General features: G+C 49.2%; 12 protein-coding genes. 7 read left to right on the forward strand and 5 right to left on the reverse strand.

The features are described 5' to 3' along the window. A partial coding sequence (locus tag AC5L4R_RS08000) for an IS982 family transposase (protein WP_494478038.1) occupies nucleotides 1–502 on the forward strand: 502 nt, incomplete at its 5' end. Between the two features lie 118 nt (nucleotides 503–620). Here AC5L4R_RS08000 and AC5L4R_RS08005 read toward each other — a convergent pair. The 3 genes from AC5L4R_RS08005 to AC5L4R_RS08015 form a co-directional block, all read right to left on the reverse strand. Continuing rightward, the gene (locus AC5L4R_RS08005; RefSeq protein ID WP_494473456.1) at nucleotides 621–1,313 is read right to left on the reverse strand and encodes a cation diffusion facilitator family transporter; all 693 of its coding nucleotides are present in this window, start codon (nucleotides 1,311–1,313) and stop codon (nucleotides 621–623) included. A 134-nt stretch (nucleotides 1,314–1,447) separates the two neighbouring features. Further along, nucleotides 1,448–4,210, reverse strand: coding sequence for a [protein-PII] uridylyltransferase (gene glnD / locus AC5L4R_RS08010; RefSeq protein ID WP_494473455.1), 2,763 nt, complete (start codon nucleotides 4,208–4,210; stop codon nucleotides 1,448–1,450). Nucleotides 4,211–4,504: 294 nt separating this feature from the next. After that, a complete protein-coding gene (locus tag AC5L4R_RS08015) occupies nucleotides 4,505–4,831 on the reverse strand; it encodes a MobA/MobL family protein (RefSeq protein ID WP_494473454.1) in 327 nt (108 codons plus the stop codon). Between the two features lie 44 nt (nucleotides 4,832–4,875). On the opposite strand from AC5L4R_RS08015, the gene AC5L4R_RS08020 reads away from it, so the two are divergent. Further along, complete coding sequence (locus tag AC5L4R_RS08020) at nucleotides 4,876–5,481, forward strand: YqcI/YcgG family protein (RefSeq protein ID WP_494473453.1); 606 nt, start codon at nucleotides 4,876–4,878, stop codon at nucleotides 5,479–5,481. After that, a complete protein-coding gene (locus AC5L4R_RS08025) occupies nucleotides 5,474–6,115 on the forward strand; it encodes a LysE family translocator (RefSeq protein WP_494473452.1) in 642 nt (213 codons plus the stop codon). Before AC5L4R_RS08020 ends, AC5L4R_RS08025 begins: the two co-directional genes overlap by 8 nt. 187 nt (nucleotides 6,116–6,302) lie before the next feature. On the opposite strand, the gene hemA is transcribed toward AC5L4R_RS08025, so the two are convergent. After that, a complete protein-coding gene (gene hemA, locus AC5L4R_RS08030; RefSeq protein WP_494473451.1) occupies nucleotides 6,303–7,601 on the reverse strand; it encodes a glutamyl-tRNA reductase in 1,299 nt (432 codons plus the stop codon). Nucleotides 7,602–7,954: 353 nt separating this feature from the next. On the opposite strand from hemA, the gene AC5L4R_RS08035 reads away from it, so the two are divergent. Then, the gene (locus tag AC5L4R_RS08035; RefSeq protein ID WP_494473450.1) at nucleotides 7,955–9,715 is read left to right on the forward strand and encodes a tetratricopeptide repeat protein; all 1,761 of its coding nucleotides are present in this window, start codon (nucleotides 7,955–7,957) and stop codon (nucleotides 9,713–9,715) included. Nucleotides 9,716–9,819: 104 nt separating this feature from the next. Further along, nucleotides 9,820–10,488 (forward strand): lipoprotein insertase outer membrane protein LolB, encoded by a 669-nt coding sequence (lolB, locus tag AC5L4R_RS08040; RefSeq protein WP_067058119.1) that lies wholly within the window; start codon nucleotides 9,820–9,822, stop codon nucleotides 10,486–10,488. An 11-nt stretch (nucleotides 10,489–10,499) separates the two neighbouring features. Here the strand turns inward: lolB and AC5L4R_RS08045 are convergent, their stop codons facing one another. Continuing rightward, the gene (locus AC5L4R_RS08045) at nucleotides 10,500–10,976 is read right to left on the reverse strand and encodes a type IV secretion protein Rhs (RefSeq protein ID WP_494473449.1); all 477 of its coding nucleotides are present in this window, start codon (nucleotides 10,974–10,976) and stop codon (nucleotides 10,500–10,502) included. Between the two features lie 194 nt (nucleotides 10,977–11,170). Here AC5L4R_RS08045 and AC5L4R_RS08050 point away from each other — a divergent pair, with 194 nt between their 5' ends. Both AC5L4R_RS08050 and AC5L4R_RS08055 read left to right on the forward strand, forming a co-directional pair. Next, nucleotides 11,171–11,845, forward strand: a complete 675-nt coding sequence (locus tag AC5L4R_RS08050) for an NYN domain-containing protein (protein WP_494473448.1) — start codon at nucleotides 11,171–11,173, stop codon at nucleotides 11,843–11,845. A 16-nt stretch (nucleotides 11,846–11,861) separates the two neighbouring features. Then, complete coding sequence (locus AC5L4R_RS08055) at nucleotides 11,862–13,154, forward strand: replication-associated recombination protein A (protein ID WP_494473447.1); 1,293 nt, start codon at nucleotides 11,862–11,864, stop codon at nucleotides 13,152–13,154. Nucleotides 13,155–13,188: the final 34 nt, after the last annotated feature.

A 13,188-nucleotide genomic window follows, 5' to 3' on the forward strand; every position in this document is an offset into this window, starting at 1 on the left:
AGTCTTTGCCGACACTGCCGCACGCGGCAAAAGCAGCATGGGCTGGTTTTATGGCTTTAAACTGCACGTCATCATCAATGACCAAGGTGAGCTTGTCAATCTCACCGTCACAGCAGGCAATGTGGATGACAGAAAACCTGTGAAACAACTGTGCGATATGACCGTATTTGGTAAACTGTTTGGTGATAAAGGCTATATTGATAAATCCCTAACTGCTTGGCTGGATGAGCATTTGGAAGTTGAGATGATTACCAATGTCAAAAAGAACATGAAAGCTAAGGACATTGCTTGGCTAGATAAGCGATTACTCAAACGCCGTTTCTTGATTGAGACGGTGTTTGATGAGTTAAAGCATATTTGCCAAATTGAGCATTCAAGACATCGTAGCTCTGCTGGGTTTATGAGTAATTTATTGGCAGGACTGATTGCTTATTGCCACCAAGCCAAGAAGCCTACGCTAAAGAATGTGCTGATTGGGCATTCTTTACCACAGGTTGCTTAGTTTGTGATAGCTTTCAATGAGTTAGGCTGTGACTTATGTCGAACTGGGGTTAAAAATACGCAGATAAGCGGTGAGATTGGTCATTTCGTCACACAGCCACGCTTTGCTATCCACAGGCTTAGTGCGTGGGCAACTGCTTATCTGGGCGCGCCAACTGGCGCACGGCTTGCCATGTCACGCTGACACCGCTTTTGCCAACCACCAACGCGACCAACAAACTTGCCAGCGCATCGACCCACTGCCAACCAAATATCAGCAGCGCAAGGCTTGCCACAATCACCGCCAGTGACCCCAACGCATCGGCAATCACGTGCGCATAAGCAGCTTGCATGTTGAGGTTATCGTGTTCACCATGCTGCATGAGCTTCATCACGCCGATATTGACCATCAGCCCCACCACCGCCACGCCCAGCACGGGCAGCCCGTCAATCGGCTGCGGCTGATAAAACCGCTGCACCGCCTCAACAACCACCCAAACCGCAATCACCAACAGGCTGATACCGTTCACCAATGCCAACCACAAGGACAATTTATCACCGTGTTTGCCGCGCCCTTGCACCCACACCGCAAGCCCTGCCAATGCCAGCGATAAGCTGTCATTGAGCATATGCCCTGCATCCGCAAGCAGCGCCAAGCTACCAAACAGCTTGCCTGTGATGGCTTCAATCAGCATAAAGCCTGTGATAATGGCAAAACTGAGCCACAAAATCCGCTGATTGCGCGGTACATGGCTGTGCCCGTGGTGGCTATGGCTATGCCCATGGCTGTGTGGATGCGTGTGGTTGTGTGAGTGTTTGGACAAATCGGGCATGGCAATTCCTTGAACAGTGAGGCCTTTATTGTAGCCGATTTTGCCCACGTTGTTATCAGCTAAACAGTTATTGGTACGTGTGTTTGTGTAAATCCGTCATTGACCTGAACAACAACGCAAAGATTGGCAGATTTTTAGATGGCAGCATGATTGGTCGGCGTGGCAAGTGCGCTGACAAGCTCATGGGTCAATGCCTCGATTTGTGCAGCCGCAAGCGGTGCAGGTGTGCGCACGATAAACATATCCTCGGCGCGCTCGCCTAGCGTGGTGATACGGGCAAACTGTACAGCAACGTCGTGCGCCAACAGCACACGGCTAACCCGCGCCAGCAATGCTGGCTGGTCAAGCGTTTCAATCGCCAAGGTGTATTGTCGCGCCGTGGCGGTTGGACGGATGGTGACGCGCGTGGGTACATCAAAGTGGCGTAGTTTGCGGGGCAAATTTTTGTCGGTCAAGGGCGGAATTTGCTGACTGGCAAATCCTTGTTGCAAGCGCGTGCGCAGCGTGGCTTGGCGGTGGGTATCCACCAGCAAGGTATTTTGACGGTCTAGCACGACATAAGAGTCAAGCGCGATACCGTTGTGGCTGGTGATGACGCGCGCATCCAATACATCCAGCTGCATGGCATCCAACACCGCCACCGTCACGGCAAACAAGTTGGGTTGATCGGGTGTATAAATAAACACTTGCACGGCATCAAGTGCCAACTCGTGATGCTCACGCAGGGCAATCAATGGCACGGTGGGGTACAAGTCGGTTGCTGGTTGATTCTCATCCGCCGCGTTTTTGCTCGCAGCGGCATGGGCAACTATCGCTTTGGCGTGCCACACGATATCGGGCGCAATTTCACGTAAAAAATAATCCTCGCCCAGCGCGTGCCATAGCTCATCGATTTGTGCCAAATCATCGGTAGCAAGTGTTGGGTCAGCTTGCAGCAGTGCGCGCGCACGCGTCTGTTTGGCGTGAATCAAGTCTTTACGCCCCTGCTCGCCCGTGTAGGCAGGGGTATCGCCATCGGCAAGCAATAGCTGGCGCGTCTGGTGATACAACTGGCGCAGCAAGGTTGCGCGCCAACTGTTCCAAATCTGGGCATTGGTCGCGGTCATATCCGCCACCGTCAGCGCGTACAGATAGTTTAGATGGGTGACATCGCCCATCGCCGCCGCAAACGCGGCAATCACGTGTGGGTCAGAGGTGTCTTTTTTTTGTGCTGTCATCGACATCAACAAATGCTGCTCAACCAACCACGCCACCAGCTGGCTATCGGCAGCACTCAAACCATGCGCCGTACAAAATGCCAATGCTTCAGCCTGCCCCAATTCGCTGTGGTCACCGCCGCGCCCTTTGGCAATATCATGAAACAGCGCCGCCAACGTCAAAAGCACTTTGCGCGTGATACCGCGATAAATGCTACTCACCAGCGGATAATCGCCCGTGTAGCGCGCATCAGTAAAGCGGTGCAGCACACGCACCACGCGCAGCGTATGGGCATCGACGGTATAACGATGAAACAAATCATACTGCATCAGCCCTGTGATATGGGCAAATGCAGGAATATACCGCCCAAGCACACCATACCGCTTCATGGCTTGCAGACGATGAAACAGCAGATTTTGCTCAACCAAATTTGCCATAAACAGCCCACGGTGATACGGGTCTTGGCGAAACGCTTCATCAATACGCGGCACGGCAGCAAGCAGCGCGCGTGCCGTTGCGGTCTCGATATACTTGATGTCATATTGCCCCATCAACAAAAACAGGCTCAACATCGCCGATGGCGTTGCCATGAACACGCGGTCATGCCGCATGGCAATTTGTTTGCCATATTGAACAAATTGCGCGTTCAATGGCGTACGGGCAACGGCTGATACCTCGGTGGCAACCAACACTTGCTCAACATGCTGGCAAATCAGCTCGCACCGTGTCGAAACCGCCATCGCGCGGCGGTAGTAATCGCGCATCATGCGCTCAACGGCGGCATTTGGGCGGTCATCGGGCGCGGCGTGATAACCCATGCGCTCGGCAACGCTGCGCTGATAATCAAACAACAAGCGGTTTTCGTTGCGCCCTGTGATGTGGTGCAGATGATGGCGCACTTGCCACAAAAAGCCTTCCGCCTCGTGCAAGCTTTGGTATTCACGCGCGGTAATAAAACCTGCCTGCATCACCGTCGCAAGCACCGCCTCAAGGTCTGCCGCGGCAAAATAACGCAAGCAAATCCAACGCACGGTTTGGATATCACGCAGGCCTCCAGGGGCGTGTTTGATGTCGGGTTCAAGGTTGGACTCGGTCGCGTCATGCTTGCGATAACGCGCGCGCGTCTCATCCATTTTGGCCATAAAAAAATCCGCCACCGTCCACGCCTGCCATGCCATGCGGTGCAAATCGGCAAGTAACGCCGCGCCGTTTGCCGCATTTTTTGCCAGCAGCACACGCGCCTCAAGCAGACTGGTCGCCACCGTGATATCGGCGCACGCGGCCGCGCAATCGCTACGGCTGCGCACCGCCAGCGCAGGGGTAATGCCGCTATCCCATAAGCTTGCGGCAAACTGACAAATGCGCTCGTAGGTGTCCTCGCTTGGATTATCCGCTGTGATGAGCAAACAATCCACATCAGAATACGGGTGCAGCTCGCCGCGCCCATAGCCGCCTGTCGCCAGCAGGGTAACCTCGTCTACCGTCAAGCCGCTGTGTACCAACAACGCATGCAACAAGCTGTCCATCGCCATACAACGCGCCGCCACCACCGCGCGGATGTCGCCTGTTGCACGTAATGCCGCATCTAGCCGCGCCTCGATGGTACGCAGCCAGTCAAGCACGCCCAAATGCTTGGCATCGGTCAAACAAAGCGGTGGTAGGCGGTCAAATAGCGTGGTGGCGGTAGATGATAGGTGCATGGGTTTTGCCAAAGTCATAATTTTGGTAAAGACGTTACTGTACGCTGTTTGCCTAGGGTTTGGCAACCGCTAAAACTTTGGCATTGATGATAAATGGCTGACCAAAAAACCGCGTGAATTTTTTGAACCACAGGGGTTGGTGGTACTACCCTAGCTGGCGGATCTTTGTGTTGTCCTGTGGCGTTCTCTGTGCGTTTTTGCCCCCTATCTAAATTTGCTTTGAAAAGCTCACGTTCAGCACATTGTTATTCCCATAATTCATCATGGTATTTCTTGCCTGTTGCTCATTCGCTGTTAATTTTGGCTCTCTTGGCTCTCTTGGTTTTGTTGCTCCGCTTCTGCTCTCGCTTTGGCTCGATGTTGAAATGCTTTTTTGAAGTAATCCGCCCCTTTATTGTAATCCGCCCCTTTATTGTTGTAGGCTATTAACTCTTGTTCTTGTTTGTCGGTCAGTTTGATTTTGCCGATATGGTCTTGTTCAGTTTTTCTTGTTATCAAAAGCAAATGGGCGTGGAAATTGCGATTATCGCCTTGCTTATCGGGTGCATGAACCGCCATATCAACCGCTATTTGATATTTCTCACTCACATACTCCGAAAAATTCCCTTTACTCTCTGCCATGCTGTGCTAAAATTGGTCTGGTTTCAATGGGATAAAGTCGAATAATGGCAACTCTACAACAACAGATAGCTCAAAAGCAAGAAAACGTCCAAAAAATTATATTAGGTGGCATGGTTCTATCAGTCGCTCGTAACAATCCCCAGTTCGCCCAAAATCTGCTAAGTATGATTAATCAAGCAGTAATCGGGATACAGACAAAAAATGTCTTAAGCGTATTATTATCGAACTACAACAAATTATTAGTCAGAGAGACAAACAATAACAATGCAAAAAAATCCCTAATAAATAGGCTAAAAATTTTAAATCAACTATTCATCAATATAAGTTCATCAAAGCACTTAAAATATAAAAGTCGTAATTTAGGAAAAGATATCTGTTTGGTTATCAATCCTAGACAAATATTTGATGTGGTTGCTCCTTTAAATGTAGTTGCTCCTTTAAATAAGGCAAAAGGCATTAAAATTAGACAAAAGATAAGAGAGCGAGTAGAAGCTTATAATGGATTTCCTGCCCCAAAGGAATTAGGCTTTTTTGGTGATAAAGATAATTTGGAGTGGAAACAATATCAACTTTGTGAGGAAGGCGGTCTTGAAAATATAAAATGTCCTTTGAGTATTCACCCAGTTAAACAAGGGGCAGAAAATGATTGATTTTGCATTATTAACGACTTATATCCTATCTATCGTACTTTTTTTAGGTACGCCTGGTCCAGTTACTGTACTAGTAGTTAGTGCAAGCATTAAAGATGGTTTTCTTGCAGGTTTAAAAACTGTTATGGGAACTAATACAGCTTCTTTAATTTTGATTTTTATTTCTTTTATCATAATTAAAGGTGTATTCTCTATAAGTGAGATAGCTTTAAATTGGCTAACTCTAATAGGGTCTTTATATTTATTATACTTTTCAATAGGTATCATACGAGACAAAGTGGATATACAAAGAACTATTGATGAGAATTCTAATAAAATTACGAAAAATCACTTTAAAGATGGTTTTCTCATAGGTATTTCTAATCCCAAAGACATATTATTCTTCATCGCTTTTTTCCCAATGTTTTTGAGTGTTTATCCAAACAACATAGGTATATCTATGTTTATCCTAGTGATTATTTGGATAATACTAGATTATTCTATTCTTTCTACCTACTCTTTTGTTTTTTCAAAAATAAGTAATAATAAGATTGTCAATATTATAAATAAGCTCTCTGGAATGATTTTATTACTTGTAGCTTTATATGCAATATACAAAATGATAAACACTTTATATCTTTTTTATTTAAATTAATCTTAAAAAACCGTCCTTCTGGACGGTTTTTTCTTTTATTTTTTCAAAATTTTTAACAAAAAATCTTTTTTTATCTTTTTAAAGCTTTTGTCTTTTTTAGAAAGTCGTTGAAAGTCTTATGTGTATTGGGATTGTAAGGGGTAAAATGACGACAGCCGCGCATTATTGCGCTGGTTTTGCGTTGCGTCTAGACTTTATTTTGCTTAGGGCGGTACGCATGGGTAAGCTGTTGGGCAACGAAGCTGACCGTATCGGCAGGCTGTTCACTGGCAACTTGGCGCAATAGCCGTGAGGGCGCATGGGTCAGGGTTTGGGTCAGCTGATGGGTTAGCTCAGTGATGACCGATTCGGCAGGCTGCCCATCGGCAAGACGTTGTAGCGAGTGCGCAAGCAAACGCTCGGCATGGTGCTGTGCTTGCTCGCGGTAGTCGTGGATATCTTGCCCCACACGGCGCACCAAAATTCGCCGCTCGATACCAACCACCAATTGGCTGACCAACAATTCTGCTTCAACCGCCGCTTGGCGACGTTGTTCTAAATTGCCTGCAATGACGTGTTGTAAATCATCTATCGAATACAAATACACATCGTCCAAACCACCAACGCTTGGCTCGATATCGCGCGGTACGGCTAAATCTACCATCAACTGTGGACGATAACGGCGTTTTTTTTGCGCCTGTTTGACCATTTTTTTGTCAATCAACGGGTACAAGCTGCCGCTACAACTGGTCACGATATCCGCCAACGGCAACGCCTCAGGCAATTGAGCAAGGCTGATTGTGTCAATCTGTGCCACCATGCCGCGTAATGCGTCTGCCAGCAGCTGCGCACGGGCAGGGCTACGATTACAAATGATGACCCGCGCCACACCTAAGCCTACGATATTGGTCGCCACCAGTCGGTTCATCTCACCTGCCGCTACCACCAATAGCGTGGTGGTGGCAGGTTTATCAAAAATTTGCGTGACCAATCGTGCGGCGGCAAACCCAAGTGACACAGCTTGTGAGCCAACCTGTGTTTCGCTGCGCACTTGTTTGGCGGCGGCAAACACCTGCTGCACCAACCAACCGAGTTTAGGCGACAAGCCGCCTGCGTCTTCGGCTTGCAGCACAGCGGATTTAATTTGCCCCAAAATTTGTGGCTCGCCTAAAATCATTGAGTCAAGCCCCGATGCCACACGAATCCAATGCGTCAAGGCTTGTGTGTCTTGATGGCAGTACAGATGCGGCGTGATTTGCTGTGCATCAATATCTTTAAACTGCGCCAGCCACGCAATGACACGCGCGGTCAGGTCATTCATGGCTTGCCCATCGGGCGCAAGAACGTACAGCTCGGTGCGGTTACACGTTGAAACAATCACCGCACCTGCCGTCAATTTCGCCAGTTGTGCCAACGCCGTTGGGATTTCATCACCAACAAACGCCAGTCGCTCGCGCAGCGCAACCGGTGCAGATTTGTGATTAACCCCAAGAACAAACAGCCGCATAAGCCAGCCTAATCCCCATGCCCGCGCCGATTCCCATTCATCGGCGGCACTGCAACCCACGCATAAAACTTACGCGCGCTTGGTTGAAAAACGTGTATTATACCATGTTGCGCCTAGCAGCAAAACCTTCAACCCCCGTCGGGTATTTTTCTGTCACTGGCGTGCCCGCCGTCACTAAGCTGTGCTATTTTCGGCGTTAAAATCACGTTATAATACGCTTCATGCTGATTTTTTGATAAAATATTTAATAAAATTTTTATTGTTTTATCTTAAGTGTTTAATTGATATCGCTTTAAAAATTTGTTGCCAATTTGTTTGTTTATGTGTCAAGCAGATGTGGCCATCAAGTAGATTTGACACAAGAAACCAACGCCATGAACTTGCCTGTGCCAAGCTTATACCCACCTTTGCCAACCGTTACTGACGCGCTCAAGCGTGTGGCTGTTGGCATGGTGTTGGCAGTGGGCATGGGGCAAATAAACGCCGCGCCTATGCAAACGTCAACGCATACACAAGCCTCAGCGCATACAAGCGCGGCATCAGCCATCACGCCTGCCGCCAACCCAACCGCAGCCAGCCAGCCTGCGCTATACAACATTATGCTGGCTGAATTTGCTGCCCAACGTGGTGATATCGGCAAGGCATTGGCAATTTACCGTCAGCAAGCGTTTTTGGAAAATGCCGCGCCTGTGTTTGAGCGCGCACTGGATTTGTCGCTGCGCTATGACACGCCTGACAGCGCCTTAACCTTTGCTCATGCGTGGCAGACTCAGCATCCCGATGATGTGCCTGCGCTGTTTTACGTCACGTATTTGGCGCTCAAAGCCCATCAGTACGAACTGGCAGGTGAGCGACTCAACGAGATTTTGCAGTACGACCCCAACGCCGATTTGAGCCAAATTTTGGCAGGGATTTATCCGACCGATCGCCAGTCACAGCGCGAACTGCTAGACACGTTACAAAAACTGGATATCAAAACCAATCCAACGCTGCTCGTGATGAAAGCAGGTTTATTGTTGCAGTTTAATGAATCGCAAGCCGCGCTAGATGCCATCAACAGGGCGTTAAAACAACGTCCTACCAGCCCTGCGTACTTAACACTTAAAGCCGATATTTTGCAGACATTGGCACAGCCTGCTGAGGTCAAACGCTTTATTGCCGAGGCACGACGCACCCTACCCGACAACAAAAGCCTGTTTTTGTACCAAACGCGGTATTTGATTGAACAAGGCGACACATTGGGTGCATGGCAGAACTTGAACGATGACAAAAACCGCCCGTTTTTGGCAGATGATGACATCAAGCTGTTGGCAGGATTGGTTGGTATCGACAGCCAGCGCTACACAGATGCCGAGCACTGGCTGACTGAGCTGACCCAAAGCCCCGAATACCGCAGCCAAGCCTACTACTATTTGGCGACCAGTGCCGAACGCCAACACCAAGATGACCGCGCGATTGCCGCGTATGCCAACGTCATGCAGCCTGATTTGGTCTTGGCAGCGCGTAAACGCCAAATCAATCTGCTGATAACACAACAGCGCTACAGTGAGGCACTGGCAAGCGCGGTCAAATTGCGCCGCGATTTTGACCGTTTTGCCGCACAAAGCTATATTTTAGAAGCCGATGTGTGGGCACGTACAGGGCGACGCGAACAAGCCATCAACACGCTTAACAGCGCACAGGCTGCCTTGCCCGACAATCGTGATATCGTGTTTGCCAAAGTGCTATTGATGCCCGACACCGACCCTGCTGCCAAGCTGCCTTTGCTTACCGAACTTGTGCGCACCGCGCCCAACCAAGTCGATTATCAGCTAGAGTACGCGCGCACATTGGTTAGCCTCAAAACCCGTAGCGATGAAGTAAACGCCTTATTAATGCCGCTGATCAATGACCGCGAGGTTGGTTTAAAGGCGCGTCAAATTTTGGCGCAACAAGCCTTACACCAGCAACAATATACGCAAGTGGTGAATTTACTAGAGGATAATTTTGACATTTTGCCCGATATCATCAGCGGTTTGTTGCTGCGCGAGGCGTACAACAAACTTGGCAACCGCGCAGAAGCCACACGCGTGGATAAGATTTTACAGGACTTATTACAGTCGGGCGAACGCTGACCATCACCCATCACTGATCACCCACTGACTGCTAAGCGATTGGCTTTTGTACCAACAAGTTGTGTTATGATACACGTTTTTCAACCGTCTAATGGTTAGTACCTATGCGCCCAATTTATCCTGTTTTATTGCTGACCAGTTTGCTTACCGCGTGTCAAACCACACCCAAACGCCCTAGTCCTGCGCCGCTACCTGTGCCTGCCGCACCTACCCCGACATCTAGCGCACCTGTGGTTGTCGTGCCAACGACCAGTCCAATTGTCGCCGCCGAAGCCAACGCCAAAACCACGCCTGTTAGCACCACCCAGCCTATCCCACCAAGCTTTAACATCAACGGCAAATTGGGCTTTAATAGCCCCAAAGGTGGCGGTAGCGCGCTGTACACCTGGGTGCAATCAGGCGTTAGATTTGATATTGAATTGACCGCACCGTTTGGCATGGGGCAAACTCAAATCCACTACGATGGCACCTCCGCGACGTTGACCGATGGCAAACGCACACGCCAAGCCGACAGCCCAGAGGCATTGCTGCGCCGCATGTTGGGCTTTCAAGCACCGATTTCACAACTACCGTTTTGGATGATGGGGCAACCTGCGCCCAGTGACAATGCTGCCGAGCGCGACGCGCAAAACCGCCTAACCCGAGCCACCAATGGCGATTGGCAAGCCGCGTTTGATTACGCGACCCAAAATGCCGCGCCCAACACCCTACCCAGCCGTTTGGTCTTAACCCACCCTGCTGGCTATAAGGTGGTGATGACAATTAACCACTAAACGGCTCTTAGTCATCCAGCAATATCCGCCTGCGCATGCGCAAACGGGATACACGCCGCCAACGCGCTGCAGTCTTGCCCACGGGCGCGTTGGACAAAAAAATCCTGCACCATTTGCGCTTGCTGCTCAACACCATATGCCAAAAACGGCTTACCCGTTATGAGCTGATAGCGATAACGGCGGTCAAACGCGGCGCGGCGCAATACCGCAATGCCTTGCTGTAGTTGCCACACGTGGGTCAGCTCATGCACCAACCACGACTGCTGGGCGATGCTTTGTTGGCTAAAATCTGCCACCCAGTCATCGGGATGAAAGTAAATGTTGCCATTGGGGCTTACGGCGTAATGCTTGAGTACCCACCACGCGGTTTTTAGCCGTATATCATCGAGTGCCAACGAGTCGCCAAACACACTGTGGGCAATGGCGCGTTCGCCTGTTGTCAAAAGGCGCGATTGTTGGCTACTTCTTTTTAAAATAATTTTTTTCATATTGGCTTATCATAAGTTTTACAAAAAGCGTCGTTGTTAGATTTTAACCATCATTGAATCGAAAAAAAATTCTTGACTTTTCTTATAAATCGGATATATTACTCATATCCGACCCATAGCAGTAAGCCTTTTAGATTATCCATAAAAGTGCCGAGCCTTTGGGTCTTTTTTTTGTTCAAATTTGAGTGGCTTTAATGTCTACAGCAGTTTTTATTGATGGCGGTTTTTTTATTAGACGGGTTAGATATTTTGAACCAGAACATGCGTTCGATGCTAAATATATGACAAAGCTGGCATTTAGTATGACGATTGCACATATGAAAAATAAAAATAAAGAAGATGATGATTTATATCGTGCATTTTTTTACGATTGTCCTCCGCTTGAAAAAAAAATGCATAACCCAATTTCTAACAAGTTAGTTGATTTTTCCAAATCTGATGAAGCGATTTTTCGGCGTGCTCTTCATGCCGAGCTAGTCAAAAAGCGAAAATTTGCCTTACGGCTCGGGCGGCTATCGGACACAGGTACAGTTTGGCAAATTAAACCCGATATTCAACAAAAACTATTAAAAAATAAAATACGTTGGGACGAATTAAAAGAAGAAGATGTAAAAATGAATGTGATACAAAAAGGCGTAGATATGCGTATTGGGCTTGATATTGCCTCAGTTACACTAAAAAAACAGGTTGATAAAATCGTTCTTATCTCAGGGGATTCAGACTTTGTGCCTGCTTCAAAACTTGCTCGCCGTGAAGGAATTGATTTTGTCCTAGATCCTATGGGTCAGAATATTGCTGAGGATTTATTCGAGCATATCGATGGCTTAAGAAGCGCTTATACACAGCGCAAGCAAAAAGAAAAGTCCTAATACACTGATTTATCCCATGAACCCCCAAATTCCGCTTGCCCAACGTATGCGCCCACAACAACTTGCCGACATCATCGGGCAGCGGCATTTGCTGGGCAATGATGCACCGATTGCGCGGATTGTTGCGCAGGGCTATTTGCCGTCGATGATTTTGTTTGGTGAAGCAGGCATTGGCAAAACCACGCTGGCGATGCTGCTTGCCGATGCGGTCGGGCGTGAGTTTCGTCCGTTGTCGGCCATTCGCGCAGGGGTCAAAGAGCTACGCGCCGCGCTTGAGGTGGACAACGCAGGTGGTGGTTTGTTCGCCGCGCCGCCTGTGGTGTTTGTGGATGAAATTCATCGGTTTAACAAAGCGCAGCAAGACGCGCTGCTTGGCGCGGTGGAAGCAGGCGATATTACCTTGATTGGTGCAACCACCGAAAACCCATCATTTAGTGTCAATAACGCGCTGCTGTCACGCTGTCAGGTGTATCGCTTGCAGCCACTGACCGATGACGACATTGACGCGATTTTGCAACGCGCCATCACGCAAGATGGCGTATTAAGCCAGCAGCCCATCGCGCTGCGCCAGTCTGACGCTATCAAAACGTTGGCGCAAGGCGATGCGCGTAAGGCATTGAATTTACTTGAGCTTAGCATTCAAGCGCAAACTTCTGCCGATCCAAACGCGCTGATTGTCGTTGATGATGCAGCGGTCAGTCGGGTGACAGGTGCGGCACTGGTGCGTTATGACCGCGACGGCGACCAGCACTATGATATCGTCTCCGCCATGATTAAATCGATTCGCGGCAGTGATCCCGACGCGGCGTTGTATTGGATGGCGCGGATGTTGGTGGCAGGTGAAGACCCTGCGTTTGTCGCGCGGCGGTTGGTGATCGCAGCCAGTGAGGATATCGGGCTTGCCAACCCCAACGCGCTGCTGTTGGCAGACACCGCCTTACGCAGCGTGCAAAGCATTGGCATGCCTGAGGCGCGGATTATCTTGGGGCAAGTGGTGGTGTATTTGGCGACCAGTGCCAAATCCAACTCAAGCTATCGCGCCATCAATCAAGCCATGGCACTTGCCGAGCGTGACCAATCGCCCGTACCGCTGCACCTGCGCAACGGCGTAACAGGCTTGATGAAAGCGCAAGGCTATGGCGCGGCGTATGTTTATCCACACGACCACCCCAACCACTACTACCCCCAGCAGTATTTGCCCGACAGCCTTGTCGGCACGCAGTTGTATCACTTTGCCGATAATGCCAAAGAGCAACAAAGCTACGCCTTTATGCAATGGCTCAAGCAGTCCGCACAACCTGATTCTTAACCTTTTTTGCCCTGACGCTTTTAACACAAACACC

Source organism: Faucicola sp. SE7633 (assembly GCF_059264685.1).